This is a genomic window from Paraburkholderia sp. RL17-373-BIF-A, assembly GCF_046030175.1.
In the GTDB taxonomy this organism is placed as follows: domain Bacteria; phylum Pseudomonadota; class Gammaproteobacteria; order Burkholderiales; family Burkholderiaceae; genus Paraburkholderia.
This window is the reverse complement of sequence record NZ_JARESO010000005.1, coordinates 181,937-208,068: the sequence shown is the minus strand read 5'-3', so window position 1 is coordinate 208,068 and position 26,132 is coordinate 181,937. Positions and strand designations below refer to the sequence as shown.

Here is a 26,132-nt window from a genome sequence, read left to right as displayed (position 1 = left end):
CGATGAACACGGACGGCGGAATCCTCGCATGGCGCGCAGCTTTTACCGATGGTTACAAACCGTCAGACGTCCGCCAGGTGTGCTTTCAAAGGAATCAGCAAGAAAAACGCCCGGCGTCGAGCCGGGCGTTCTCCAGGATGCGAACCACGCAACGCTCAGTCTTCGCGGCGCAGATGCGGGAACAGAATCACGTCGCGGATGCTCGGGCTGTCGGTCAGCATCATCACCAGACGATCGATGCCGATGCCGCAACCGCCGGCCGGCGGCATGCCGTATTCAAGCGCGCGAATGTAGTCCGCGTCGTAGAACATCGCTTCCTCGTCGCCGGCGTCTTTCTGGTCGACCTGCTTCTTGAAGCGGGCCGCCTGGTCTTCCGGATCGTTCAGCTCCGAGAAGCCGTTGGCGATTTCACGGCCGGTGATGAACAGCTCGAAGCGCTCGGTGATGCCGTCGACCTTGTCCGACGCGCGCGCCAGCGGCGACACCTCGATCGGGTAGTCGATGATGTAGGTCGGCTCCCACAGTTGCGACTCGGCGGTCTCTTCGAACAGCGCCAGTTGCAGCGAACCGACGCCCGCGTTCAGGAACTGCGGCTGCGACGCGTCCACGCCGAACTTCTTCAACTCCGTGCGCAGGAAAGCGCTGTCGGCGAGTTGCTCGTTCGTGTATTGCGGCGCGTACTTCTGGATTGCCTGCGTGATCGTCAGGCGGTGGAACGGCTTCGCCAGATCGAGTTCGCGGCCCTGATATGTGATCGTCGCCGTGCCAAGCGAGTCGATTGCGGCCTGGCGGATCAACTGCTCGGTGAAGTCCATCAACCACTTGTAATCGGTGTACGCGGCGTAGAACTCGATCATCGTGAATTCCGGATTGTGGCGCACGGACACGCCCTCATTGCGGAAGTTACGGTTGATCTCGAACACACGCTCGAAGCCGCCGACCACGAGGCGCTTCAGATACAGCTCCGGCGCGATACGCAGGAACATCTGCATGTCGAGCGCGTTGTGGTGTGTGGTGAACGGCTTGGCCGCCGCGCCGCCCGGAATCGGGTGCAGCATGGGCGTTTCGACTTCCATGAAGTCGGCGTCGGCCATGAACTTGCGGATCGACGAAATCGCCTTCGTGCGCGCAACGAAAGTCTTACGCGTTTCGGGCGTGACGATCAGATCGACATAGCGCTGGCGATACTTCATTTCCTGGTCCGACAGGCCATGGAACTTGTCCGGCAGCGGACGCAGCGACTTCGACAGCAGGCGCAGTTCCGTGCAACGCACCGAGAGTTCGCCCTTGTTGGTGCGGAACAGCACGCCACGCGCCGCGACGATGTCGCCCATGTCCCACTTCTTGAAGGCGTCGTACGTTTCCTGGCCGACGTCGGCGGGCGTAATGAAGAACTGGATCTGACCCGAACCGTCGCGCACCGTCGCAAAGCTCGCCTTGCCCATCACGCGCTTGAGCATCATGCGGCCGGCGATCGCGACTTCGAGCGGATTCGCTTCGAGCGCTTCCTTGTCGGCGTGCTCGTACTGCGACTGCAGATCTTCGGCGTGATGCGTGGGACGGAAATCGTTCGGATAGGCGACACCTTGCTCACGCAGCTCGCGCAGCTTTTCGCGGCGCTCGGCCATGATTTTGTTGTCGTCCACCTCGGGCGCCACATTCGGCTGGGCCACGTTCGGCTGGGCCACATTCGGCTGGGCCACATTCGGCTGGGCCGCATTCGGCTGGGTCGGTTCGGTCATGATGATTTGGTATTCGGTGGCCCGCACGGAAGTGGCTCGCATGCGGGTGGCCAGTCAGTAAAAACCTCAGGCGGTAAAAAGATACGGCGCGGCGTTGCAAGGGCAGGCCGCGCCGGTTGCGCTTAGACGCCCTGTTTCAGGCTGGCGCTGATGAACGGATCGAGGTCGCCGTCGAGCACGCTCTTGGTATTGCTGATTTCGACGTTGGTGCGCAGATCCTTGATACGGCTGTTGTCCAGCACGTACGAGCGGATCTGATGACCCCAGCCCACATCGGTCTTGCCGGCTTCGAGCTTGTCCTGCTCGGCCTGACGCTTGCGGATTTCCGCCTCGTACAGGCGCGATTTCAGCATGGCCATCGCTTCGGCGCGGTTACGGTGCTGCGAACGGTCGTTCTGGCACTGCACGACGATGCCCGACGGCATGTGCGTGATACGCACCGCGGAGTCGGTCTTGTTGATGTGCTGACCGCCCGCGCCGGACGCGCGGTACGTGTCGATACGCAGATCGGCCGGGTTGATGTCGACTTCGATCGAGTCGTCGATTTCCGGGTACACGAACACCGACGAAAACGACGTATGACGGCCGCCCGACGAGTCGAACGGCGACTTGCGCACGAGGCGATGCACGCCGGTTTCGGTGCGCAAAAAGCCGTACGCGTATTCGCCTTCGATCTTGATCGTGGCGTTCTTGATGCCCGCTACATCGCCGTCGGTCTGTTCCAGCACTTCGGTCTTGAAGCCTTTGCGTTCGCAGTAGCGCAGATACTGGCGCAGCAGCATGGAGGCCCAGTCGCACGCCTCGGTGCCGCCGGCGCCGGCCTGAATGTCCAGGAAGGCGTTGTTCGGATCGGCCGGGTTCGCGAACATGCGGCGGAATTCCATGTCGGCGACACGCTGTTCGATGCCTTGCGCGTCGGATTCGCAGGCGAGGAGTGTTTCCTCGTCGTCTTCTTCGCGGGCCATGTCGAACAGGTCCTGCGCGTCGCGCAGGTCGTTATCGAGCGACGTGAGTTTGCCGACGGTGTCGTCGAGCAGCTTCTTCTCCCGGCCGAGGGCCTGGGCGTGCTTCGAGTCGTTCCAGACGTCCGGGTCTTCGAGTTCCCGGTTGACTTCGATTAGACGCAGTGCTTTGTCGTCGTAGTCAAAGATACCCCCGTAGCGCGCCCGCGCGAGTGCGCAGGTCCGCCAGTGAGGCTTCGATCGCGTTGAGACGTTCCGCTTCCATGTCGATCTTTTATAGCTTCGTAAAAAGGGGAAATTATAGCCGATCGGCGTGCCGCGCCGGAGGCTGTTCAGCGATCCGGCGCGTGTTTGCGGTTGATTTTGCGGAGATTTTTCGAGGTTTTCGGTGCCCCGCAGCCTGGCGCACCGGGCGGCTTCGACTCACCGCTTCAGTGCATCGCCTCAGTTCGCGGCGTGCTCGACGATCAGCTGCACGCGCGATACACCGTTCCATGTGTCGCTCGCGAGACGATAGGCGACGGTGGTGCGAGCGGGCAGCGTGTCGGTGTGATTGAACCAGATCGCGTTGAAGCGCTGGCGCCCGCGCACGAGTTGCAGCTTCAGGTGCTTGTCCTTCACGAGCGCCTGCGAGGCGATGTCGAATTCACCCGAAAACACTGGCGCTGGGAAGCCCTGGCCCCACACGGCGGCGTCGAGCATTTCGACGAATTGCGGCGTGAAATACGCGTCCTCCAACTCGCCGTCGGTTTCCACCGTGCGCGAGAGCGCGTCCTCGGACAGCCATTCGCGGCCGACCGCTTCGAACGCGGCGGTGAAGCGCGCTACGTCGGCGGCGGCGAGCGTGAGGCCGGCGGCCATCGCGTGGCCGCCGAATTTGACGATCAGGCCGGGCTCGCGCTTCGAGATCAGATCGAGCGCGTCGCGCAGATGGAAACCCGCGATCGAGCGGCCCGAGCCTTTGACGGTCTGGCCGCTGTCGTCGGCGAGCGCGAAGGTGAACGAGGGCCGGTGGAACTTCTCCTTCAGCCGCCCCGCTACAATGCCGATCACGCCCTGGTGCCAGCTGGGATTGAACAGCGTGATGGTAGTCGCGCCGTCAGGGTCGATCGCCGAGAGGTCTTCGAGCGCCTGCTGCTGCATGCCGGCTTCGATTTCGCGGCGTTCGCGGTTCATCGTGTCGAGTTGCTGCGCGAGATCCCAAGCGCGGCCGATATCGTCGGTCGTCAGGCATTCGATTCCGAGCGACATGTCCGACAGGCGGCCCGCCGCGTTCAGGCGCGGCCCGAGCGCGAAGCCGAGGTCGAAACCCGACGCGCTGCGAGCGTCGCGCGCGGCGGCGCGAAAGAGCGCGGCGATGCCCGGCTGCATCTTGCCTTTGCGGATGCGCTGCAAGCCTTGCGCGACCAGCACGCGGTTATTGCCGTCGAGCTTGACGACGTCCGCGACCGTGCCGAGCGCAACCAGATCGAGCAGGCCGTCGAGGCGCGGTTCGGGAAACGCGTCGTTGAAGGCGCCACGGCGGCGCAATTCCGCGCGCAATGCCAGCAGCACATAAAACATCACGCCGACGCCCGCGATGCACTTGCTCGGGAACGTGCAGCCCGGCTGGTTCGGATTGACGATCGCGCGGGCGGCCGGCAGTTCGTCGCCGGGCAGGTGGTGATCGGTGACCAGCACGTCGATGCCGAGCGCATTGGCCGCTTCCACACCGTCGACGCTGGCGATGCCGTTATCCACCGTGATCAGCAGATCCGGTTTGCCCGACGCGCTGCGCGCAGCCAGCGCGACGATCTCGGGCGTCAGGCCGTAGCCGTACTCGAAGCGGTTCGGCACCAGATATTCGATCCGGCCGCCGAACATGCGCAGGCCGCGCACCGCGACCGCGCAGGCAGTGGCGCCGTCGCAATCGTAGTCGGCGACCACCAGCATGCGGCGTTGGTTCTGGATCGCGTCGGCGAGCAAGGCGGCAGCGTCTTCGCAGCCCTTGAGCGCGACCGGCGGCACGAGCCGCGCGAGGCCGGTTTCGATTTCGTCGGGCATGCACACGCCGCGCGATGCGTAGAGGCGCGCGAGCACCGGATGCAGGCCGTGGCGGGTGAGGACTTCGGCGTCGACAGGAGAGCAGGCGCGCGTAACGATTCGAGTCATTCGGAAAGGTCGTGAGTCATTCGATCAATTATTCGATGAAGAGCGAGGCGAGCACGCGCCGCCGCCAGAATTTGCGCAGGTCGCCGCGCGTAATCGAGAGCGTCACCGAGCCGGTGTCGCCGCACAAGGTCAGGCCGAGTTCAGCGAGATCGCCGGATTGCAGCGCGGCGAGCGCGGGTTCGAACCAGTCTGTTTGCATGGCGGCGAAGGCGTCGTTCCAGCGCGCCCAGTCCTGCTGGATGTAGGGCGCGGAGAACGGATCGAGTTCGACCAGCGTGATGCTCGCGCCCGCGTGCGTGGCGCCGTTCGCCTTGTCCGCGAGCGACGCCAGCGCGCCGAACGAGCCCGGCGGCGCACCGTTCGCGACCCCGGCGGTCATCGCAAGGCCGCGCGTGGCGGCCGCGTCGGACAGCACCCGCGCGAACGGACTGCGCACCGGTTGCGCCGCGCCCTGCGCGTGAAACCAGATCGAGTTGACGGCCGGCAGGCCGCGCGCCTCGCGCGCTTCGTTGATCGGATGCTCGAACCACGCCATTTGCACTTCGTTCTGCAGCTTCATCCACGCGCGCGAACGCTCGCCGGAATGGGCCTCGTGCGGCAGCCAGATTTCGATGTTGCGCCCGCTCGCGCGCAACGGCGACGCGCCGGCCAGCGTGCCGAAGCCGTCGCCCGACAGATACCAGCGCGCGGGCCGCGGCGCTTCGATACGCACGCCGAGTTCCTCGATCAGCGGCCGCGCGACCGCGAGCAGCGCGCCGGCTTCCTCGTCGGACAGATCGAGGGAGGCCGGATCGATCAGCACCAGATGATCGTGCGCGATGCGCACGTGCACCGGCTGCACGCAGGCCCATGTGGCGTTGCCGGGTTCGCCGCCGTCGGCGCGCAGCATGTACGGCGCGAGCGGCGCTTCGTCGGCGGCCGCCGCGCCGCTCGGCAGCGCGCCAAATTGGCGTGCCACCCAGCGCTCGTGCGGCAGCGTGCGCTGAAAGTCTTCGCCGATCACGCGTTCCACCAGCGTCGCGCGCGCGATCAGCCGGTCGAGGGCCGGACTGCGGATGGCGTGAAGGGCGGTGGAGGCGTCCGCTGCGGCGGGCAGCGCGAAGGGCAGGAGAAGATGGAGACGGTTGGCGAGCATGATGCTGCGCATTGTAGGGCAAAGAGTGCGAGTATTCCGACCATCAGCATCCGCTCGACGAAGCGTGGCGGCAGCGGACCTCCGGGTTCGCCGCCGGCGGGCCGCCGGAGCAACAGCCGCGCGCGGCGGCACCGCGCACATGACGAGGGAGACCGGCATGTCGCGTGAACTCAAAACCGAGCAGGAATTGCTAGCGCTGGTCGTCAAGGCGCTCGATGCGAACCCGGCCACGGCCGGCTGGATTCCGACCGGCTTCCACGAGACCGTGGACGACGAGAGCGGCTGCAACTGGGACATCAGCCATCTGCACCGCGACCGCAAGGACGCCGACGTGCGCGACGCCGCCAACAGCGCCGCCGCGGGCATCATCAACGAGCTGCGCGGCCGTTACAACCTGCGTTAGGCGGAACCGGGGCCGTGCCCGAACGCGGCGCACGGCGACGCGGCGCCGGTTCAGGACGGCCGCCGCCGAGCCGAGCTGACCGCAGGCGGCCGGCGTTTCTGTTCGAGGTCCCGTCCACACTGCCTTTGCGCGAGCGGGCGGCATTGTATGGCAAACTTCGCGCTTGATTAGTGGTGGCAGCGATGTTGGCGACAGCAACGGCCGCCTCCCGGACAGCCGCGGACCGCGGTGGCGCGCGCATTGCTACGCTACGGCACGCCGTACCGGAACCATCCGCGTCGCAACGACACCAATGATCACGACGCTCGGGCCGCACGGCAGGCGCTTCACGCCATCGTGCGCGGCACAAAGCCGAAGAACGCAGACAAGGATTCGCTTGAAATTTCCCTACGAATGGCAGATTGGCTGGCGCTACACCCGCGCCGGCAAACGCACGACCGGTAACGGCTTCATTTCCTTCATTGCGCTCGTGTCGATGTCGGGCATCGCGCTCGGCGTCGCGGCGCTGATCGTCGTGTTGTCCGTGATGAACGGTTTTCAGAAAGAGGTGCGCGACCGCATGCTGTCGGTGCTCGCGCACGTCGAAATTTTTTCGCCGACCGGGTCGATGCCCAACTGGGAGCTGACCGCCAAGGAAGCGCGCCAGAACAAGGAAGTGATCGGTGCGGCGCCGTATGTCGAAGCGCAGGCGCTGCTCACGCGCCAGGACGCGGTGAGCGGGGTGGCGCTGCGCGGCGTCGAGCCGTCGCTGGAGCCGGAGGTGTCCGATATCGGTAAGGAGATGAAAGGCGGCAGTCTGAACGCGCTGAAGCCGGGCGACTTCGGCATCGTGCTGGGCGCCGACCTCGCCACCAATCTCGGCGTGCAGGTCGACGACAAGATCACGCTGGTCGCGCCCGAAGGCACCATCACGCCAGCCGGCATGCTGCCTCGGCTAAAACAGTTCACGGTGGTGGGCATCTTCGAGTCGGGGCATTACGAATACGACAGCACGCTCGCACTGATCAACATCAAGGACGCGCAGGCGCTATTCCGGCTGCCCGCGCCGACCGGCGTGCGGCTGCGCCTGACCGACATGCAGCGCGCGCCGGAAGTCGCGCATCAGCTTGCGCGCACACTGTCCGGCGATTTATACATTCGCGACTGGACGCAGCAGAACAAGACCTGGTTCTCGGCGGTGCAGATCGAAAAACGCATGATGTTCATCATCCTCACGCTGATCATCGCGGTGGCGGCGTTCAATCTGGTGTCGTCGCTCGTCATGACGGTGACCAACAAGCAGGCCGACATCGCGATTCTGCGTACGCTCGGCGCGCAGCCCGGCTCGATCATGAAGATTTTCGTCGTGCAGGGCGTGACGATCGGCTTTATCGGCACGGCGACCGGCGTCGCGCTCGGCTGCCTGATCGCGTGGAGCATTCCATGGCTCGTGCCGATGATCGAACATCTGATCGGTGTGCAGTTCCTGCCGCCGTCGGTGTATTTCATCAGCGAACTGCCGTCCGAACTGGTTCCGGCCGACGTCGCGCGAATCGGCATCATCGCCTTCGCGATGTCGGCGCTGGCCACGTTGTACCCGAGCTGGCGTGGTGCGAAAGTCCGTCCGGCGGAGGCACTGCGCTATGAATGACCGTTCCGCAAACCTATCCATGGCTTCTTCCGACACCGTGCCGCATCCCTACGTGCTGGAAGCAACCGGCATTTCCAAGTCGTTCGTGCAGGGCGGTCTGAACGTGACGGTGCTCAACAACACGGAACTGAGCGTGCGGCGCGGCGAGAAGCTGGCGATCGTCGGCGCGTCGGGTTCCGGCAAGAGCACGCTGCTGCACGTGCTTGGCGGCCTCGACGATCCGAGCGCCGGCCATGTTTCGGTGATGGGCAAGCCCTTTACCAAGCTCTCGGAGCGCGAACGCAACGACCTGCGCAATCGCGCGCTGGGTTTCGTGTATCAGTTCCACCATTTGCTGCCGGAGTTCACCGCGCTCGACAACGTTGCGATGCCGCTGCGGATTCGCCGCATGACGACCGAAGCATCGCGCCGCGAAGCGCTCGCGGTGCTGGAGCGCGTCGGCATGGGCCATCGCGCGAAGCATCGTCCGGGCGAGTTGTCGGGCGGCGAACGCCAGCGCGTCGCGATTGCGCGCGCACTGGTGACGAAGCCCGCCTGCGTGCTGGCCGACGAACCGACCGGCAATCTCGACGGCGGCACCGCCGACACCGTGTTCAACCTGATGCTCGAACTGTCGCAAACGCTCGATACGAGCTTCGTGATCGTCACGCACGATCCGGAACTCGCGGGGCGTTGCGACCGCATCATGCGGCTGCGCGACGGCGTGCTGCACGAAGAGCCGCCGGTGCCGGTTTAAATGGCCGGACGTCGCGAGCCGGTGCTGCGCCGCTTGCGCCGATAACGAGGCACGTCATGTGGATCGATACGCACTGTCATCTCGACGCTTCGGAATTTGACGCCGACCGCGCGGAAGTCGCGGCGGCGGCGCGGCGCGCGGGCGTGGGACGGATCGTGATTCCGGCGATCGGCCGGCAGAATTTCGCGGCGGTGCGTGAACTGGCGCACCGGGTCGACGGTGGCGCGTATGCGCTCGGTATTCATCCGTTGTTCACGCCGGGCGCGCAGGAGAGTGACCTCGATCTGTTGCGCATGGAAATCGAGGCGAGTCTCGACGACCCGCTGTTTGTCGGTATCGGCGAGATCGGCCTCGATTATTTTGTCGAGGGTCTCGACGACGCACGTCAGCAATTCTTCTACAACGGCCAGTTGCAGCTCGCGCGTGAGTTCGATCTGCCGGTGATCTGCCATGTGCGCAAATCACAGGATCAGGTGATCAAGGGACTGCGGCGGCATCAGATTCATCGCGGCATCGCGCATGCATTCAACGGCAGTTTTCAGCAGGCTCAGGCGTATATCGACCAGGGCATGCATCTCGGCTTCGGCGGCAATCTGACTTTCGAGCGGGCGCGGCAAATCCGCCGTCTCGCCGAGCAGTTGCCGTTCGACGCGCTGGTTGTGGAAACGGACGCGCCGGACATCGCGCCTTCGTGGATTTACAAACAGCGCAATACGCCGGAGCAGATTCCGGCGATCGGCGCGAGCCTCGCGCAACTGCGCGGCATGGCCGCCGACGAGGCCGCCCTAGGCACAACGGCTAACGCGCTCGCCGCGCTGCCGCGGCTCGCACTTTCCTCTGCATAATTGAACTCGATGGTTTGAGTGGTTCGCGCCGGGCGATACCCACGCCTGGCGGGCTCGCTGACGCCCGCGCGGCGAGCGTTGCGTCGTCCGGCGATTGCTGGCGGAGGTCGGATGCGGGCATGGTGGTGTGGATTTGCGTTGGGCGTGATCGGGCTGCAACGGCAGGCGGTGCTGCCGGATTGGATGGCGTTGTGCGGGTTGGTGGTGGTTGCTTGTGCCGCGGTCGTGGTGGCGGTGTGGGGTTTGGGCGAGTGCGGAAGTGCTCGCGTTGGTCGGGATGACGCGGTCGCTGGAGCGATGCTTGCGACTGCGGCCGCTGCTGGCGCTACGGCTGCTGCGAAGTCGACGGCTGCGGCCACGAGCATCACGTATGCACGCGCGGCAATTCTCACTGCACTAACCGACCGGATCCGCGTCAGCCAGCGTGTGCGTTCATTCGCCGGCTGGAGCGCGGTGTCGTGCGCGGCGTTATGTGTGGGCTTCGGCTATGCAGCCGTTCGCGCGGAAATGCGTCTCGCGGTGAGCTTGCCGAACGCGTGGGAAGGGCGCGATATCGAGGTGGTCGGCAGTATCAAAGGCCTGCCGTCACGCGATGAAAACGGCGCGCGTTTTCTATTCCACGTTGAATCGGCCGAAGCACCCATCGACGCTTTCCCACATGTGATCCAACTCTCGTGGATCGCTGAAGATGCGCCGCCGCCTTTGCTCGAACCCGGCTCACGCTGGCGGCTGACGGTGCGCCTCAAACGTCCGCATGGCAATGCCAACTTCGGCGTGCGCGATGCCGAGGCGAGTCTGCTCGCGCGCAACGTGCGGGCCACCGGCTATGTCAGTGCGCCGGCTCATGCCGTGCGATTGCGCGGCTATGCGCGCGGCGTTGGCGTGACGGTGGACCGCTGGCGCGCCGCACTGCGCGAACGGATCGATGCGGTGCTAGCCAACGCGCCGCACCGCGGGATCGTCGTGGCGCTCGCCATCGGCGCGCAGGACGAAGTCAGCACTGCGGACTGGTTGCTGATGCGAGGCACGGGCACGAGTCATCTGGTTGCGATTTCGGGGCTGCACATCGGTTTCGTCGCGGGCCTCGCGGGCTGGCTGGCGGGCGCGTTCTGGCGGCGCTCCGGATTTGTCGGCCGCAACTGGCCGTTGCGGCTGCCCGCGCAAGTCGTCGCGGTCACGGGCGGCGCGGTGTTCGCCGCGCTGCATGCTGCGTTGGCCGGCTTCAATGTGCCGGCGCAGCGCGCGCTGTGGATGGCGGGGGTCGTCGCGCTCGCTTTTATCAGCGGGCGCAATGTGGCGCGCTCGGCGGTGCTCGCATGGGCCTTGGGGCTCGTGCTGCTGATCGATCCTTGGGCGGTCGCGTCGGCGGGATTCTGGTTGTCGTTCTGCGCGGCGGCGGCGATTCTGTTCGCCATGTCGGGGCGGCCCCGTGTGCAGGATCATCGACAGCACCGCGACGAAACGGGCGAGGGCGGCGAGGCATCGAGCCGATGGTCGAGGTTGCGTGATGGCGTGCGCCGCCGCATGCGAAGTACCGGCGAGCGGCTGCGCAGCGCCGCGCACGTGCAATTCGCCGTAACGGTCGCGCTCGCGCCGTTGACTGTCTACTGGTTCGCGCAGATTCCGCTGATCGGCCCGCTCGCGAATGCCTTCGCGATTCCGTGGGTAAGCATGCTGGTGACGCCGGCTGTGCTGGCCGGCGTCGCATTGCCTGCGCCGCTTGACGCCTACGCATGGCACGTCGCGCACGCTTTGCTCGAGCTACTGGCAGCGGGCTTGCAGAGGCTGTCCGGTCCCGCCTGGGCGCTCTGGCGTCTGCCGCAACCGGATGCGTGGACGCTGGCCGCGGCGGCAGTGGGCGTGCTCTGGTGTCTGGCGCCGCGTGGCTGGCCGCTGCGCTGGGTCGCGCCGCTGACATGGCTGCCGCTTCTGATACCGGCGCCGTCCGGGCCGCCGCACGGCAGTTTCCGTCTGACGGCGCTGGATGTCGGTCAGGGCACCTCGGTGCTGGTCGAAACGGCGCATCACACCTTGCTGTTCGATACCGGGCCGGGTCCGGAGTCGACTCACGCCGGCGAGCGGGTGGTCGTGCCGTTTCTACAGGCGCATGGCGTGACGGCGCTCGACACGCTGATCATCAGTCACGCCGACTCCGATCATTCGGGCGGCGCGCCCGCCGTGCTGGACGCGATCGAGGTGCATCAAATGGTGGCGGCTTTGGCGCCGTCGAATGCGCTGTGGTCGAACGCGAGGCAGCACCGCGCCGACACGCTGCCGTGCGCGGCGGGCCAGCGTTGGCAGTGGGACGGCGTGGAGTTCGCGATGCTCTGGCCGGACGCCGGTCCGCTGCAAGGCAAGCCGAACTCGCATTGCTGCGTGTTGCGGGTCAGCACGTTGCCCGCCGCCGCGAGCCCGCCGCTTAGCCGCATTCAAGCAGAATCGTCACGCATGACGGCCTTGCTGACGGCGGATATCGAAGCGCCCGTCGAACGCGTTCTGCTCGCGCGTGATCGCGGGGCGTTGCGCGCGCAGGTGCTGGTCGTGCCGCATCACGGCAGCAAGACTTCGTCGACCGAGCCGTTCCTCGACTCTATCGACCCGCTTATCGCGCTATTTCAGGTAGGCTATCGCAACCGTTTTCGTCATCCGAATGCGGGTGTGTTCGAGCGCTACAAGGCGCGGCAGATCGAACTCGGGCGCAGCGATGCGGACGGTGCGGTACGCGTCGAGGTGAGCCCACAGACTGAGGCGAATGCCGACGTCGCCGGCAAAAGCGCCATGCTCACGCTCGAGCGCTATCGCGACACGCGGCGACGCTACTGGATGGATCGCTGACGGGCGTCGATGAGTCGCCGGCCGCACAGATAGAAGAAACGCGCCGCCGGGGGTGGTGACTGCACGCAGGTGTGCACGACAACTCGCACGCAAAAAAACAGAACGGAGATAGCGCAGTTGAAAAACATCATTCACTTTTCGCACGCGAATGGCTTTCCGGCGTCGACCTACCGGACGATCTTCGCCGAACTCTCCGACGACTATGAACTGCGTTACATCGAGCGGATCGGCCACGACGCGCGCTTTCCGGTGACGCAGGACTGGCCGCATCTGGTCGAACAGTTGCTCGACGACATTCGCAGGACGTACGAGCATCCGGTGTGGCTGGTGGGGCATTCGCTCGGCGGCTATCTGTCGTTGATGGCCGCGCTCAAGAAGCCGCAGTGGGTGAGGGGCGTGGTGATGCTCGATTCGCCGGTGATCGCCGGCTGGCGCAGCAGCATGCTGCGCGTGTCGCAATGGACCGGCCTCGACGAGCGGCTCTCGCCCGCGGCGGCCACTCGCACGCGGCGGACTCAATGGGCGAGCCGCGACGAAGCGTGGCGCCATTTCCATTCGAAGCCGGCGTTCGCGCGCTGGGATGAGCGCATGCTCTCCGACTACATCGACTTCGGCATTCCGCAGACTTCGCCCGACGGCTCGCGCTCGCTGGCCTTCGACCGCCGCACCGAATATCAGATCTATAAGACCTTGCCGCACACGCTCGGCTCGCGGCTCGCGCGGGGCGCGCCGGTGCCGGTGGGCTTCATCGCCGGCACGCGTTCGAAGGAAATCCGCCAGGCTGGTCTCGACGCTACCCGCCGCGCGACCGGCGGCCATGTGGAATGGATCGAGGGCAGTCATCTTTACCCGATGGAAAAACCGGTCGAAACCGCACGCGCCGTGCAAAGCATGCTGCATGAACTGGAGCAGCGCGGCTGACGGCCGCAGAAAACGGTGCATGATCGAAGCACGGCAACGGCCGCCGCCGCGGCATACGCACGTGCCGACCTCGCTCGGATTTTGCTGGGGTTGGGGCCCTGCTTTACGGTATAATCCGTTTTTCCCGCGAGCATCCAGCGATGACCAAATATGTTTTCGTCACCGGCGGCGTAGTATCTTCCCTCGGCAAGGGTATTGCCGCCGCTTCCCTCGCCGCGATCCTCGAATCGCGCGGTCTTAAAGTCACCCTCCTCAAGCTCGATCCCTACATCAATGTCGACCCCGGCACGATGAGCCCGTTTCAACACGGCGAAGTGTTCGTGACGGAAGACGGAGCGGAGACGGACCTCGACCTCGGCCACTACGAGCGCTTCATCAGTACAAAGATGCGCAAGGCCAATAACTTCACCACGGGCCAGATTTACGAATCGGTGATCCGCAAGGAACGCCGCGGCGATTATCTCGGCAAGACGGTGCAGGTCATCCCGCACATCACGAATGAAATCCAGGCGTTCATCGAACGCGGCGCGGCTTCCGCGACGTGTGGTGAACCGGACGTCGCGATTGTCGAAGTGGGCGGCACCGTGGGCGACATCGAATCGCTGCCGTTCCTCGAGGCCGCGCGTCAGATGAGCCTGCGCATGGGCCGCAACAGCGCGTGCTTCGTGCATCTCACGCTGGTGCCCTGGGTCGCCACGGCAGGCGAACTGAAGACCAAGCCCACGCAGCACAGCGTGCAGAAGCTGCGCGAAATCGGTATTTCGCCGCACGTGCTGCTGTGCCGCGCCGACCGCCGCATTCCGGACGACGAGCGCGCCAAGATCTCCATGTTCTCGAACGTGCCGGAAGACGCCGTGATCTCCGTGTGGGACGCGGACAGCATCTACAAGATTCCGCAGATGCTGCACGATCAGGGTCTGGACGCGATCATCTGCGAAGAGCTCAAGCTCGCGCCGAAGGCCGCCGATCTGTCCATGTGGTCCGATCTCGTCGAGAAGCTGGAGCATCCGAAGCACGAAGTCACGATCGGCATGGTCGGCAAGTATGTCGATCTGACCGAGTCGTACAAGTCGCTGATCGAAGCGCTGCGCCATGCGTCGATGCATACGTCGACCAAGGTCAACATCGAATACATCGATTCGGAAGAAGTCGAGACGCAAGGCGTCGAGAGCCTCAAGCATCTGGACGCCGTGCTCGTGCCGGGCGGCTTCGGCCGTCGCGGCACCGAAGGCAAGATTGCGGCGATCCGCTATGCACGCGAAGCGAAGGTGCCGTATCTCGGCATCTGCCTCGGCATGCAGTTGGCCGTGATCGAATTCGCGCGCGACGTGGTCGGTCTGAAAGACGCGAACAGCACCGAGTTCGATCAGGAAACGCCGAACCGTGTGGTCGCGCTGATCACCGAATGGTACGACCGCGAAGGCCGCGTCGAGAAGCGCACGGAAGAGTCGGATCTGGGCGGCACGATGCGCCTCGGTTCGCAACGTTGCCCGATCAAGCCCGGTACCATGGCCGAAGAGATTTATGGCAAGGACGTGAACGAACGCCATCGCCACCGTTATGAAGTCAATAACCGCTTCGTGCCCCAGCTCGAAGCCGGCGGCCTTATCATCAGCGCCCGTACCCCGAGTGAAGATCTGCCGGAAATGATGGAATTGCCGCGCAGCATGCACCCGTGGTTCGTCGGCGTGCAGTTCCACCCGGAATTCACGTCCACGCCGCGTGACGGCCATCCGCTGTTCAAGTCGTTCGTCGAAGCGGCGCTCGCGCATCACGAGGCGCGCACGCCGGTCGCAGTCGGGGAGAAAGCATGAAACTGGGCGATTTCGAAATCGGGCTCGACAAGCCGTTTTTCCTGATCGCAGGCACCTGTGTCGTCGAATCCGAACAGATGACGATCGACACAGCCGGCCGGCTGAAGGAAATCTGCGCGAAGCTGAACATTCCGTTCATCTACAAATCGTCGTACGACAAAGCCAATCGCAGCAGCGGCAAGTCGTTCCGCGGTCTGGGCATGGACGAAGGCTTGCGCATCCTGTCGGAAGTGAAGCGCCAGCTCGGTCTGCCGGTGCTGACCGACGTTCACGCCGAGCATGAGATCGAGCAGGTCGCCTCGGTGGTCGACGTGTTGCAAACGCCGGCTTTCCTGTGCCGTCAAACGGACTTCATTCACGCGTGCGCGCGTTCGGGCAAACCGGTCAACATCAAGAAAGGCCAGTTTCTCGCACCGCACGACATGAAGAACGTGATCGACAAGGCGCGCGATGCCGCGCGTGAAGCGGGTCTGTCGGAAGACCGCTTCATGGCGTGCGAACGTGGCGTGTCATTCGGTTATAACAACCTCGTGTCGGACATGCGTTCGCTCGCGATCATGCGCGAAACCAACGCGCCGGTCGTGTTCGACGCCACTCACTCGGTGCAGTTGCCGGGCGGGCAGGGCACGAGCTCGGGCGGTCAGCGTGAATTCGTGCCGGTGCTGGCGCGTGCGGCGGTGGCGGTGGGCGTATCGGGGCTCTTCATGGAGACGCACCCGAATCCGGCCGAAGCCAAGTCGGACGGTCCGAACGCCGTGCCGCTGCATCGCATGGCCGATCTGCTCGAGACGCTGGTTACGCTCGATCAGGCCGTCAAGCGCGCGCCGTTCCTCGAAAGCGATTTCAACTGATTCAGGTGTTCACCGCGTGTCACGAGAGCTTTGCATAATGGACCTGGTCGTGAGCACGCGGCGAATGCACGCAATGGTCGTCGAACGTATCGGCGCGCAGGTAGTTTGCCGGGGAGACCGGCTGTGCCAGGTACAGTGTCACAGTAAAGAATTCAACGTCATTTCTTGAGGAAACCATGAGTGCTATCGTAGATATCATCGGTCGAGAGATTCTCGATTCGCGAGGCAACCCCACCGTCGAATGCGACGTGCTGCTCGAGTCTGGCACGATGGGCCGCGCAGCGGTGCCGTCGGGCGCGTCGACGGGTTCGCGTGAAGCGATCGAACTGCGCGATGGCGAAGCCGGCCGTTACGGCGGCAAGGGCGTACTGAAGGCCGTCGAGCACATCAACACCGAAATCTCCGAAGCGATCATGGGCCTCGACGCTTCCGAGCAGGCTTTCCTCGACAAGACCCTGCTGGAACTCGACGGCACCGACAACAAGTCGCGCCTCGGCGCGAACGCGATGCTGGCTGTGTCGATGGCCGTCGCGAAGGCTGCCGCTGAAGAAGCCGGCCTGCCGCTGTACCGCTACTTCGGCGGCTCGGGCGCGATGCAACTGCCGGTGCCGATGATGAACATCGTCAACGGCGGCGCGCACGCCAACAACAGCCTGGACATCCAGGAATTCATGATCGTGCCGGTCAGCCAGCCGACCTTCCGCGAAGCACTGCGCTGCGGCGCCGAAGTGTTCCACGCGCTGAAGAAGATTCTGTCGGACCGCGGCATGAGCACGGCCGTCGGCGACGAAGGCGGCTTCGCGCCGAACTTCGGCAGCAACGACGAATGCCTGTCGACCATCCTGCAAGCCATCGAGAAAGCCGGCTACCGCGCCGGTGAAGACGTGCTGCTCGCGCTCGACTGCGCAGCGAGCGAGTTCTACCACGACGGCAAGTACCAACTGGCCGGCGAAGGCCTGCAGCTGTCGTCGACGGAATTCGCTGACTATCTCGCGAACCTTGCCGACAAGTTCCCGATCGTGTCGATTGAAGACGGCATGCACGAAAGTGACTGGGCCGGCTGGAAGATTCTGACCGACAAGCTCGGCAAGAAGGTGCAACTGGTGGGCGACGACCTGTTCGTCACCAACACGCGCATCCTGAAGGAAGGCATCGAGAAGGGCATCGCCAACTCGATCCTGATCAAGATCAACCAGATCGGCACGTTGACGGAAACCTTCGCGGCAATCGAAATGGCCAAGCGCGCCGGTTACACGGCCGTGATCTCGCACCGTTCGGGCGAAACCGAAGATTCGACGATCGCGGATATCGCGGTCGGCCTGAATGCCGGTCAGATCAAGACGGGCTCGCTGTCGCGTTCGGACCGCATCTCGAAGTACAACCAGTTGCTGCGCATCGAAGAAGACCTCGGTGATATCGCCAGCTACCCGGGCAAGTCGGCGTTCTACAATCTGCGCTAATGGCTGGTTTGCAAGCGCTGACCGATGAGCCGGTTATCCTTCGTTTTTGATTGACCCCGCCGCCCTGCGTATAGCGCAGGGCGGCGTGTATTTATTGTGCTTACTTCATGCGGCTTGTCACTGCTGTCCTGATCGTTCTACTGGCGCTGATCCAGTACCCGCTCTGGTGGGGGCACGGCGGTTGGTTGCGCGTGCACGAGTTGCAGCAGCAACTGGCGCAGCAAGTGCAAAAGAATGCTGATTCGAAACTGCGCAACGAACGCATTCAGGGCGAAGTGCAGGATTTGCAGAACGGCACGGCCGCAGTCGAAGAGCGGGCGCGTTATGAAATGGGCATGGTGAAGGACAGCGAAGTGTTCGTGCAGTTCGTCTCGCCAAATGCGCCGTTGCCGACGGCGAACACGCCTTCGGTTACGACGTCCACGCGTGGTGAGATGTCCACCGCGCCGCTGCACGTGGTACCGAATCCGGAGTCGCGCGCGAAGCCGGATCGCAAGCACGGTGGTAAAGCGGCTGCTGAGAAAGACAAGAAGCCTGCGCATTGAGCTTCGCCGTAGCGCAACAACGGTTCAGTACGAAGGATGCAAAAAAGGCACGGTGAGAACCGTGCCTTTTTCTTTGGGCTCGCCGCCGCCCGTCGAACCTGGATTCTCGCCGCGTGCGTGAGTTTGCCGCCGCCTACCAGCCCCAGTACGGCCCGTAACCGATGCCGACACCTGTACCCCAGCCGTGTCCCCATCCACCGCCGTAATAGCTGCCGTACACGCTGACAGGCGGCGCGTAGTAACGCGACCACGCCTGTGCCGCATTTTCAGCGGCCATCGCCTGATTCTGCTCGGCCATCACTTGATGGTCGATCGCGTCATAGCGCTGGCGTTCTTCAGGCGTCAGCGGTTGGGCGGTGGCGGCCATGCCCGACTGATCGGCGGGCAGCCGGCTATAAATCGGCGACGGGCCCGGCGGGTCCATCACGCAGCCCGCAAGCGCGCCACTACCGACGAGGACAGCCAGCACAGCGACCGTGCGCGCACGGCGCAGCAGCGGTATCGGCGAAGTAGGGTAGTTCATGTCCGATCTCCATCGGTCGGATGCCTAAGCAAATCATGCGCCGCGCGCACCGCCAATGATCCAACCCAATGATGAAAGATACTGCGCCGCCCGGGCCCTGAAAAGGCAGCGGGCGGCGCGGTATTTTTACTGCCGTAATACAGACGTGACAAACCGCCGCTCGGCGCGCATGGAATCCGCGCGCCAACGAGCCGTTCAGTGCCGCTGGTCAGCCGCGGGCGTCACACCTTGTGAGAGCGCCTCGGCGACAAAAAGTTGCGCGACGTCGACCGGATCGAACTCATAACGCTGGTTGCAGAACTCGCAATGAATCTCGACATGGCCGCGCTCTTCGAGCACGCCGTCGACTTCCTCGCGGCCCAGCATCTTCAGCATGCCGCCGACTTTTTCGCGCGAACACGTGCACTCGAAACGCGCCGTGGCCGGTTCGAAATGCTGGACGTTTTCCTGCCAGAACAGACGGCGGAACACCGTTTCCGGTTCTTCCTTCAGCAGCTCGTCTTGCGACAGCGTGCCGCCCAACGTGCAGACGCGCTCCCACGTGTCCGCGTCCAGATCGCCCGGATGGGGGACGATGCCGCCGTCGCCCGGCAATTTTTGCAGCAACATGCCGACTGCGCGCTCGGTGTTCGCCGCGAGCCACAGGCGCGTGTCCAGCTGCTCCGAGTGATGCATGTAGTGCTCGAGCACTTCGGCCATCGAGTTGAGCGGGCCGTCCACGCCCGACAACGGCACGATACTTTGATAGGGCTGCTGACCGGGCTGCTTGTTGGCCGGATCGAGCGTGATCACGCAACGGCCGTGGCCGCTCGCGTTCAGCAGCTCGACCATGCTGGTCGTCTCGCCGATTACGTTGGCCGCTTCGCCGGACAGCTTGGCGGTCGCGCGCATCGACAGATCGGAGCTGCACTGCACCACCAGCATCTTGACCGGGCCATCGCCGAAAATCTGCATGATGAGCGTGCCGTCGAACTTGAGATTCGCCGACAGCAGCGCGCACGCGGCCATCATTTCGCCCAGAACCGTCCGCACCGGCGCCGGATAATCGCGGCGCGTCAGCACTTCCTGCCAGGTATTGCGCAGGGAAACGATCTCGCCGCGCACCGGCGCCGCGCTGAACATGAATTTTTGCAACTGGTCGCTCACAACTTTTCCTCGGTCGAATGACGCAGCGTAATGCCGCGCCGCGCGCCGCGCGCTCCGGCTGATTAGCCGATGCGCACGAGCTGCGCCTTGTAATAGTCGCGGCGCTCGGCATAGGTTGCCGCGCCGCGCTGCATGTTGGCGATATCCGTCTCGGTCAGTTCGCGCACCACCTTGGCGGGCGCGCCGAGAATCAGCGAATTGTCGGGAAATACCTTGCCCTCGGTGACGACGGCGCCCGCTCCGACCAGACAGTTGCGGCCGATTACCGCTCCATTCAAGACCACCGCTTGAATTCCGATCAACGAGCCTTCCTTGATCGTGCAGCCGTGCAGCATGACCTGGTGGCCGACCGTCACATTGGGCTCGATCGTCAGCGGAAAACCGGGGTCGGTGTGCAGCACGGCGTTTTCCTGCACGTTGCTGCCGGCGCCGATGGTGATCGGCTCGTTGTCGCCACGAATCGTCGCGCCGAACCAGACGCTGGCGTTCTCCCCGAGCGTCACGTTGCCGATGATGCTCGCCGAATCGGCGACGAAGACGCTTTCATGGATGGTCGGGGCGGCTTCGCCAAGCTTGTAAATGGTCACGGTGTCTCCTCTTGATCGGTCACTGCGCGTGCCGGACATTGCGCCGAACTGCCCGAAACGTCTTGCCACGCCGGGTTGTCGCGCCTCGCCGGCGCATCGGGCGCGTTGGATGGTCGAATCGAGTATTGTAAACGGTTGTGTGGTTGGGCCGCTTGGTCTGGCCGCAGGGGCGTTCGCCGCTTCGTTGGTCAGGCTGCCGGCCGCGCGGTTGCGGCGCGTGCTTTTGACGGCAGTATGCCAAAGCGTCGGTTGCCGCCGGCTTTGCCATTTCCTTAGCCATGCCGTTGTTGGCTTCCTTCATAGCTTCCCTTGCCGATCCGCTTGCCATGATGTCCGCTGTTTCGTCCGTTTCGCGTCATTCACCGGCCACTGAAACCGGGTGCGAGGCCCCTTGCGCGCGCACCGCAGCGCTCGCCGCATTGCGCGAAGCCGATCCGGCCGCCAAGGCCGCCGCGGCCCGCGCGCTCTACGCCGCGGTGCTCGACGGCAGCATGGCATGCGCCGCGGACCTCGAACTCGACGAACCGGCTGGCCTGCCGGGCCGTCCCGCGCGGCCCGAACTGGTCGATCCGCGCGGTTTGAAGCGGCGCAGCATGCAAGCGCCGCAAGGGCGCGCGGTTCTGCTGCACGCACTCGCGCACATCGAATTCAACGCCATCAATCTCGCGCTCGACGCGGTCTGGCGCTTCGGCGGCATGCCCGCCGCGTTCTATACCGACTGGCTCAAAGTTGCCGCCGAAGAGGCCTATCACTTCTCGCTGCTGACCGCGCGCCTCGCCGAATACGGCCACGTCTACGGCGATTTTCCGGCGCACGACGGTCTGTGGGACATGTGCGAGCGCACGCGCGGCGACGTGCTGGCGCGCATGGCGCTGGTGCCGCGCACGCTCGAAGCCCGCGGCCTCGACGCCTCGCCGCCGATCCGCGCGCGCCTGCTGCAGGCTGGCGATCAGGCGTCGGCGGCGATTCTCGACGTGATCCTGCGCGACGAAATCGGCCACGTGCTGATCGGCAATCGCTGGTTCCGCCATCTGTGCGACGGCAGCGGCCTCGACCCTCACGAGACTTACACGCGCCTCGCCGACCAGTATCACGCACCGAAATTACGTGGGCCGTTCAATTTCGAGGCGCGCCGCGACGCCGGTTTCGACGAAGCCGAACTGGCCGCTCTGGCAGCCCTGGCGGGCCTCGATGCGCCGGAAGCGCAGCCGCCGTCCGCCGGCGACTGAGACTTCCTTCACCACCCGACCCCGCGCATCGGCGGGCTATCTCGTTATAATCGAACGATCATTCTTTTTTGGCGTGCCGTTCATGAACACTTCGCAGTCTGAATTCGTCGCGGTGCGCGGCATCCGCTTGCATGTGCGGCGCTGGGGCAACCCCGACGCCCCGATGCTCTTCATGCTGCACGGCTGGATGGACGTGGCCGCCTCGTTCCAGTTCGTCGTCGACGCGCTGGGCGGCGACTGGCAGGTGCTGGCGCCCGACATGCGCGGCTTCGGCCTGTCGGACTGGCCGGTGGCGGAACGCGGCGGCGGCAACTACTGGATTCAGGACTACGTGGCCGACCTCGACGCCTTGCTCGACCACTACGCGCCGACCGGCGAAGTGAATCTGGTTGGCCACAGCATGGGCGCGAACATCGCGTGCGTGTATGCGGGCGTGCGGCCGGAGCGGGTGCGGCGGGTGGTCGACCTGGAAGGCTTCGGACTCGCGCCGTCGCACTCGGCACAAGCGCCCAAGCGCCTGCGCACCTGGCTCGATGAATTGCGTGATCCGCCGCAATTGAAGCGCTACGCGTCGCTCGACGACGTCGCCGCGCGCCTGATCAAGACCAATCCGCGGCTCGACCCGAAGCGCGCGCAATTTCTCGCGCAGCACTGGTCGAAGCCGGACGGCGAAGGGCGCTACATGCTGCTCGCCGATCCCGCGCACAAGCTGCGCGGCCCGGCGCTGTACCGTCTCGACGAAGTGATGGCGACGTGGCGCAAGGTGAGCGCGAAGGTCCTGCACGTGGAGGCCGCCAATTCGCCGACGCTCGCGCGGATCGCCGGCGAGATTCCTCTCGACGAATTCAAGGCGCGCTTTCAGGCGTTCCCCGACTGGCGCGAGAAGATCATCGACGAAGCGGGGCACATGGTGCATCACGACCAGCCGGAGCAGGTGGCCGCGCTGATCGAGGGATTCTGCGCGTAGGGCTTAAAAAAGTTTGAGGGTTCCCGAGGGGCTACCTTCGGGACGTCCGTTGTGAGATAGCTCTGCGTCCGCTTACTGCGTTGCAGTAAAATGAGTGCAGAACCTTTTCAAGACAACGATGAACGCCGACCTCCACTGTCACTCCACCGTTTCCGACGGCCAGTTCGCGCCGGCCGACGTCGCGCGCCGCGCGCACGCGGGCGGCGTGACGCTGTGGGCGCTCACCGATCACGATGAACTGGGCGGCCAGCACGAAGCCAGAAGCACCGCCGAGGCGCTCGGCATGGACTATCTGAGCGGCGTCGAGATCTCGGTGACGTGGGCGTCGCGCACGGTGCACATCGTTGGGTTGGGCATCGATCCGACCAGTTCGATCCTGATCGACGGTCTCGCGCGCACCCGCAACGGCCGCGCCGCGCGGGCGGAGGCGATCGGCGAACAACTGGCTACGCTCGGCATTCCCGACGCCTATCAGGGCGCGCTCAAATACGTGTCGAACCCGGACATGATTTCGCGCACGCATTTCGCGCGTTTCATGGTGGACAGCGGCTACGCCAGTTCCACCCAGGACGTGTTCACCCGCTATCTCGGCGACGGCAAACCGGGCTACGTGCCGCACCGCTGGGCCAAACTGGCCGACGCGGTCGGCTGGATCCAGGCTGCCGGTGGCGAAGCGATCATTGCGCATCCGGGTCGCTATGCTTACTCGCCGGTTGAGTTCGACGCGTTTTTCGCCGAATTCATCGATCTCGGCGGCAAGGCGATCGAGGTAGTGACGGGCAGCCATACGCCCGATCAATACCGCGAATATGCCGATGTCGCGCGCCGGTTCGGTTTCGAGGCGTCGCGCGGGTCAGACTTCCACGCACCCGGCGAAGGCCGCGTCGATCTCGGCACGCTGCCGCCGCTGCCCTCCGATCTGAAGCCCGTCTGGGAACGCTGGCTGTGATCGCGCCGTGCCGTCGCGGCACGTCATGCGCGAAAGCGGGCCGTGCGCCGCGCGTGCTTTCGTCCGATCTTCCGACCGGTGTTCAGCCGCAGTTCAATTTGCCGTCTATCCGCTTTCATCCGTGAGCCAACGTTAGTCGCCATGTCTCAATACTTTCGGCTTCATCCTGATAACCCGCAGCCGCGCCTCGTCAAGCAGGCCGTACAGATCATCAACGATGGCGGCGTGGTCGCGTTGCCGACGGATTCGAGCTACGCGCTCGCCTGCCATCTGGACGATAAGGACGCGGTCGAGCGTCTGCGACGTATTCGTGGACTCGACGAGAAGCAGTTGCTGTCGTTGCTGGTGCGCGACCTGTCGGAGCTCGCGAACTTCGCGATGGTGGACAACCGGCAATACCGGCTGATCAAATCGGTGACGCCGGGCCCCTACGTGTTCGTCCTGCAGGCCACCAAGGAAGTGCCGCGGCGTCTGTCGCATCCGTCGCGCAAGACCATCGGCCTGCGCGTGCCGGATCACGCGATCACGCTGGCGATTCTCGAAGAACTCGGCCAGCCGTTGCTCGGCTCGACGCTGATCATGCCGGGCGAAACCCAGCCGCTGAACGACCCGGAAGAAATCCGCGAGCGTTTGGAGAAGCAACTGGATCTGGTGATCGACAGCGGTCCGTGTGTGTGCGAGCCGTCCACGGTGATCGATCTGACCGGCGCGGAGCCGGTGCTGGTGCGGCCGGGGCGCGGTTCTCTCGCGCCGTTCGGCCTCGAAGAGACGGCATGAGTGAAAGCGGACAGACGCACGCAATCGCGTTGTTACAATAACGAGTTATGGATTCTTCCCTGATACAGACCATTGCGGTTTACGCGCTGCCGGTGATTTTCGCCATCACGCTGCACGAAGCCGCCCATGGCTACGTCGCGCGCTGGCTCGGCGACAATACCGCCTACGTGCTCGGCCGCGTCTCCGTCAATCCGATGCGGCACATCGACCCGCTCGGCACGATTGCGATTCCCTTGCTGCTGTACTTCGCCACCAGCGGTGCGTTCATGTTCGGCTACGCCAAGCCGGTGCCAGTCGCCTTCGGTAATCTGCGCAATCCGCGCTGGGGCAGTTTGTGGGTCGCAGCGGCGGGTCCGGGCTGCAACTTCGTGCAGGCGGTGATCTGGGGTCTGTTTGGTGTCGCACTCGCGGTGTCGAACGTGGACGAGCCGTTCTTCACGCGCATGGCGGGAGCGGGCGTCGGCGTGAATCTCGTGCTCGGCGTGCTCAACCTGTTTCCGCTGCCGCCGCTCGACGGCGGCCGTGTGCTGATGGCGCTGTTGCCGCCGCGGCAGTCCATCACGCTGTCGCGCCTCGAACCGTACGGGTTTTTCATCGTGATGGCGCTGGTCATGACGGGTACGCTGACGCGATACTGGTTGAACCCGCTGGTCACGATCGGCTACAGCGCGATCACCGCCATTCTGACTCCCCTTGTTTCGCTTTTCTAGATAACCATGTTCCCAGACCGTATCTTCTCCGGCATGCGGCCCACCGGGTCGTTGCACCTCGGCCACTATCACGGCGTGCTGAAAAACTGGGTGCGGCTGCAGTCCGAGTACCCGTGTTTCTTTTGTGTGGTCGACTGGCACGCGCTGACGACGCACTACGAAACGCCCGAAGTGATCGAAAAGAACGTCTGGGACGTGCTGATCGACTGGCTGGCCTCCGGGATCGATCCGGCACAGGCCACGCTGTTCATTCAGAGCAAGGTGCCCGAGCACGCCGAGCTGGCGCTGCTGCTTGGCATGAGCACGCCGCTCGGCTGGCTCGAACGCGTGCCGACCTACAAGGAGCAGCAGGAGAAGCTGAAGGACAAGGATCTGTCCACTTACGGCTTTCTCGGCTATCCGGTGCTGATGGCGGCGGACATTCTGCTGTATCGCGGCTCGCTCGTGCCGGTTGGTGAAGACCAGGTGCCGCACGTCGAAATGACGCGTGAAATCGCGCGCCGTTTCAACTACCTGTACGGCCGCGAACCGGGCTTCGAAGAGAAGGCCAACGACGCCGCGAAAAAGCTCGGCGGCAAGCGCGCCAAGCTCTATCACGAACTTCGCAACGCCTACCAGCAGGAAGGCGACGACGAAGCGCTCGAACAGGCGCGCGCCATGTTGCAGGAATCGCAAAGCCTGTCGATGAACGACCGCGAGCGCCTGTTCGGCTACCTCGAAGGTTCGCGCAAGATCATTCTGGTCGAGCCGCAAGCCATGTTGACGGAGGCGTCGCGCATGCCGGGCCTCGACGGCCAGAAAATGTCGAAGTCGTACGGCAACACGATCGGCCTGCGTGAAGACGCGGAGACCATCACGAAGAAAGTGCGCACCATGCCGACCGATCCGGCCCGCGTGCGCCGCACCGATCCGGGCGATCCCGACAAATGCCCGGTGTGGCAGCTTCACCAGGTCTACACGGACGAAGCCACCCACGAGTGGGTGCAGAAGGGCTGCCGGACGGCCGGCATAGGTTGCCTCGAGTGCAAGCAGCCGGTGATCGAAGGCATTCTGCGCGAGCAGCAGCCCATGCTCGAGCGCGCGCAGAAGTATATGGACGATCCGTCGCTGTTGCGCGCGATCGTCGCCGACGGCTGCGACAAGGCCCGCAGGTTCGCCACGGAAACCATGCGCGAAGTACGCGAAGCCATGGGCCTGTCGTACAACTGAGCCGC

The 26,132-nt window shown here is 64.5% G+C and carries 23 protein-coding genes; 16 read left to right on the top strand and 7 right to left on the bottom strand.

All coding sequences use genetic code 11. From position 1 onward, the window contains the following. Positions 1–155: 155 nt before the first annotated feature. The 4 genes from lysS to P0D80_RS08365 form a co-directional block, all read right to left on the bottom strand. Positions 156–1,742 (bottom strand): lysine--tRNA ligase, encoded by a 1,587-nt coding sequence (gene lysS / locus P0D80_RS08380; protein WP_408283002.1) that lies wholly within the window; start codon positions 1,740–1,742, stop codon positions 156–158. A 122-nt stretch (positions 1,743–1,864) separates the two neighbouring features. Next, positions 1,865–2,969 (bottom strand): peptide chain release factor 2 gene (prfB, locus tag P0D80_RS08375; RefSeq protein WP_132373832.1). Its coding sequence is split into 2 segments (ribosomal slippage): positions 1,865–2,887 and positions 2,889–2,969, totalling 1,104 coding nucleotides; the frame shifts between segments, so codons are not numbered across the junction. Positions 2,970–3,148: 179 nt separating this feature from the next. Further along, complete coding sequence (gene recJ, locus P0D80_RS08370; protein WP_408282735.1) at positions 3,149–4,855, bottom strand: single-stranded-DNA-specific exonuclease RecJ; 1,707 nt, start codon at positions 4,853–4,855, stop codon at positions 3,149–3,151. 28 nt (positions 4,856–4,883) lie between these two features. Next, complete coding sequence (locus P0D80_RS08365; protein WP_408282733.1) at positions 4,884–6,002, bottom strand: regulator; 1,119 nt, start codon at positions 6,000–6,002, stop codon at positions 4,884–4,886. Positions 6,003–6,147: 145 nt separating this feature from the next. Here P0D80_RS08365 and P0D80_RS08360 point away from each other — a divergent pair, with 145 nt between their 5' ends. From P0D80_RS08360 to ftsB, 10 genes are all read left to right on the top strand, one after another. Further along, positions 6,148–6,393: a hypothetical protein gene (locus P0D80_RS08360; RefSeq protein ID WP_132373835.1), complete on the top strand. Its 246-nt coding sequence runs from the start codon at positions 6,148–6,150 to the stop codon at positions 6,391–6,393. Positions 6,394–6,769: 376 nt separating this feature from the next. Continuing rightward, positions 6,770–8,023: a lipoprotein-releasing ABC transporter permease subunit gene (locus P0D80_RS08355; RefSeq protein WP_132373836.1), complete on the top strand. Its 1,254-nt coding sequence runs from the start codon at positions 6,770–6,772 to the stop codon at positions 8,021–8,023. Then, complete coding sequence (gene lolD, locus P0D80_RS08350) at positions 8,016–8,759, top strand: lipoprotein-releasing ABC transporter ATP-binding protein LolD (RefSeq protein WP_106279458.1); 744 nt, start codon at positions 8,016–8,018, stop codon at positions 8,757–8,759. The genes P0D80_RS08355 and lolD overlap by 8 nt, the downstream gene beginning before the upstream one ends. Before the next feature lie 56 nt (positions 8,760–8,815). After that, positions 8,816–9,604, top strand: a complete 789-nt coding sequence (locus P0D80_RS08345; RefSeq protein WP_408282729.1) for a TatD family hydrolase — start codon at positions 8,816–8,818, stop codon at positions 9,602–9,604. Between the two features lie 111 nt (positions 9,605–9,715). After that, positions 9,716–12,439 carry a DNA internalization-related competence protein ComEC/Rec2 gene (locus P0D80_RS08340; protein ID WP_408282728.1) on the top strand — a complete coding sequence of 908 codons (2,724 nt, stop codon included), beginning with the start codon at positions 9,716–9,718 and terminating at the stop codon, positions 12,437–12,439. A 117-nt stretch (positions 12,440–12,556) separates the two neighbouring features. Next, positions 12,557–13,360 carry an alpha/beta fold hydrolase gene (locus P0D80_RS08335; RefSeq protein ID WP_132373839.1) on the top strand — a complete coding sequence of 268 codons (804 nt, stop codon included), beginning with the start codon at positions 12,557–12,559 and terminating at the stop codon, positions 13,358–13,360. A gap of 140 nt (positions 13,361–13,500) precedes the next feature. Continuing rightward, positions 13,501–15,174: a CTP synthase gene (pyrG, locus tag P0D80_RS08330; RefSeq protein ID WP_342960367.1), complete on the top strand. Its 1,674-nt coding sequence runs from the start codon at positions 13,501–13,503 to the stop codon at positions 15,172–15,174. Beyond that, entirely contained in the window at positions 15,171–16,025 is an 855-nt protein-coding gene (kdsA, locus tag P0D80_RS08325) for a 3-deoxy-8-phosphooctulonate synthase (RefSeq protein ID WP_091792904.1), read from the top strand. The genes pyrG and kdsA overlap by 4 nt, the downstream gene beginning before the upstream one ends. A 176-nt stretch (positions 16,026–16,201) precedes the next feature. After that, a complete protein-coding gene (gene eno / locus P0D80_RS08320; RefSeq protein WP_054038196.1) occupies positions 16,202–17,485 on the top strand; it encodes a phosphopyruvate hydratase in 1,284 nt (427 codons plus the stop codon). Positions 17,486–17,592: 107 nt separating this feature from the next. Beyond that, complete coding sequence (gene ftsB / locus P0D80_RS08315) at positions 17,593–18,030, top strand: cell division protein FtsB (protein ID WP_408251319.1); 438 nt, start codon at positions 17,593–17,595, stop codon at positions 18,028–18,030. 133 nt (positions 18,031–18,163) lie between these two features. Here ftsB and P0D80_RS08310 read toward each other — a convergent pair whose 3' ends face one another. The 3 genes from P0D80_RS08310 to P0D80_RS08300 all read right to left on the bottom strand — a co-directional run bounded on the left by P0D80_RS08310 (position 18,164) and on the right by P0D80_RS08300 (position 20,286). Next, positions 18,164–18,553: a hypothetical protein gene (locus P0D80_RS08310; protein ID WP_408175869.1), complete on the bottom strand. Its 390-nt coding sequence runs from the start codon at positions 18,551–18,553 to the stop codon at positions 18,164–18,166. 195 nt (positions 18,554–18,748) lie between these two features. Beyond that, complete coding sequence (gene hslO / locus P0D80_RS08305; protein ID WP_132373844.1) at positions 18,749–19,699, bottom strand: Hsp33 family molecular chaperone HslO; 951 nt, start codon at positions 19,697–19,699, stop codon at positions 18,749–18,751. Positions 19,700–19,761: 62 nt separating this feature from the next. Next, positions 19,762–20,286 carry a gamma carbonic anhydrase family protein gene (locus P0D80_RS08300; protein ID WP_132373845.1) on the bottom strand — a complete coding sequence of 175 codons (525 nt, stop codon included), beginning with the start codon at positions 20,284–20,286 and terminating at the stop codon, positions 19,762–19,764. 326 nt (positions 20,287–20,612) lie between these two features. Between P0D80_RS08300 and P0D80_RS08295 the strand changes: the two genes are divergently transcribed. The 6 genes from P0D80_RS08295 to P0D80_RS08270 all read left to right on the top strand — a co-directional run bounded on the left by P0D80_RS08295 (position 20,613) and on the right by P0D80_RS08270 (position 26,127). Next, a complete protein-coding gene (locus tag P0D80_RS08295) occupies positions 20,613–21,515 on the top strand; it encodes a ferritin-like domain-containing protein (RefSeq protein WP_408282724.1) in 903 nt (300 codons plus the stop codon). An 82-nt stretch (positions 21,516–21,597) separates the two neighbouring features. Continuing rightward, the gene (locus P0D80_RS08290) at positions 21,598–22,482 is read left to right on the top strand and encodes an alpha/beta fold hydrolase (RefSeq protein WP_132373847.1); all 885 of its coding nucleotides are present in this window, start codon (positions 21,598–21,600) and stop codon (positions 22,480–22,482) included. Between the two features lie 118 nt (positions 22,483–22,600). Further along, complete coding sequence (locus P0D80_RS08285) at positions 22,601–23,431, top strand: 3',5'-nucleoside bisphosphate phosphatase (RefSeq protein WP_132373848.1); 831 nt, start codon at positions 22,601–22,603, stop codon at positions 23,429–23,431. A gap of 141 nt (positions 23,432–23,572) precedes the next feature. Next, positions 23,573–24,208, top strand: coding sequence for an L-threonylcarbamoyladenylate synthase (locus P0D80_RS08280; RefSeq protein ID WP_132373849.1), 636 nt, complete (start codon positions 23,573–23,575; stop codon positions 24,206–24,208). A gap of 47 nt (positions 24,209–24,255) precedes the next feature. Next, positions 24,256–24,918 carry a site-2 protease family protein gene (locus P0D80_RS08275; protein ID WP_408282722.1) on the top strand — a complete coding sequence of 221 codons (663 nt, stop codon included), beginning with the start codon at positions 24,256–24,258 and terminating at the stop codon, positions 24,916–24,918. A gap of 6 nt (positions 24,919–24,924) precedes the next feature. Continuing rightward, a complete protein-coding gene (locus P0D80_RS08270; protein ID WP_132373851.1) occupies positions 24,925–26,127 on the top strand; it encodes a tryptophan--tRNA ligase in 1,203 nt (400 codons plus the stop codon). Positions 26,128–26,132 lie beyond the last annotated feature (5 nt).

Coding starts and splice junctions, on each gene's coding strand:
- lysS (WP_408283002.1), bottom strand. CDS start 1,742: ATGACCGAACCGACCCAGCCGAATGCGGCCCAGCCGAATGTGGCCCAG.
- recJ (WP_408282735.1), bottom strand. CDS start 4,855: ATGACTCGAATCGTTACGCGCGCCTGCTCTCCTGTCGACGCCGAAGTC.
- P0D80_RS08365 (WP_408282733.1), bottom strand. CDS start 6,002: ATGCGCAGCATCATGCTCGCCAACCGTCTCCATCTTCTCCTGCCCTTC.
- P0D80_RS08360 (WP_132373835.1), top strand. CDS start 6,148: ATGTCGCGTGAACTCAAAACCGAGCAGGAATTGCTAGCGCTGGTCGTC.
- lolD (WP_106279458.1), top strand. CDS start 8,016: ATGAATGACCGTTCCGCAAACCTATCCATGGCTTCTTCCGACACCGTG.
- P0D80_RS08345 (WP_408282729.1), top strand. CDS start 8,816: ATGTGGATCGATACGCACTGTCATCTCGACGCTTCGGAATTTGACGCC.
- P0D80_RS08340 (WP_408282728.1), top strand. CDS start 9,716: ATGCGGGCATGGTGGTGTGGATTTGCGTTGGGCGTGATCGGGCTGCAA.
- pyrG (WP_342960367.1), top strand. CDS start 13,501: ATGACCAAATATGTTTTCGTCACCGGCGGCGTAGTATCTTCCCTCGGC.
- kdsA (WP_091792904.1), top strand. CDS start 15,171: ATGAAACTGGGCGATTTCGAAATCGGGCTCGACAAGCCGTTTTTCCTG.
- eno (WP_054038196.1), top strand. CDS start 16,202: ATGAGTGCTATCGTAGATATCATCGGTCGAGAGATTCTCGATTCGCGA.
- ftsB (WP_408251319.1), top strand. CDS start 17,593: ATGCGGCTTGTCACTGCTGTCCTGATCGTTCTACTGGCGCTGATCCAG.
- P0D80_RS08310 (WP_408175869.1), bottom strand. CDS start 18,553: ATGAACTACCCTACTTCGCCGATACCGCTGCTGCGCCGTGCGCGCACG.
- P0D80_RS08295 (WP_408282724.1), top strand. CDS start 20,613: ATGATGTCCGCTGTTTCGTCCGTTTCGCGTCATTCACCGGCCACTGAA.
- P0D80_RS08290 (WP_132373847.1), top strand. CDS start 21,598: ATGAACACTTCGCAGTCTGAATTCGTCGCGGTGCGCGGCATCCGCTTG.
- P0D80_RS08285 (WP_132373848.1), top strand. CDS start 22,601: ATGAACGCCGACCTCCACTGTCACTCCACCGTTTCCGACGGCCAGTTC.
- P0D80_RS08280 (WP_132373849.1), top strand. CDS start 23,573: ATGTCTCAATACTTTCGGCTTCATCCTGATAACCCGCAGCCGCGCCTC.
- P0D80_RS08275 (WP_408282722.1), top strand. CDS start 24,256: ATGGATTCTTCCCTGATACAGACCATTGCGGTTTACGCGCTGCCGGTG.
- P0D80_RS08270 (WP_132373851.1), top strand. CDS start 24,925: ATGTTCCCAGACCGTATCTTCTCCGGCATGCGGCCCACCGGGTCGTTG.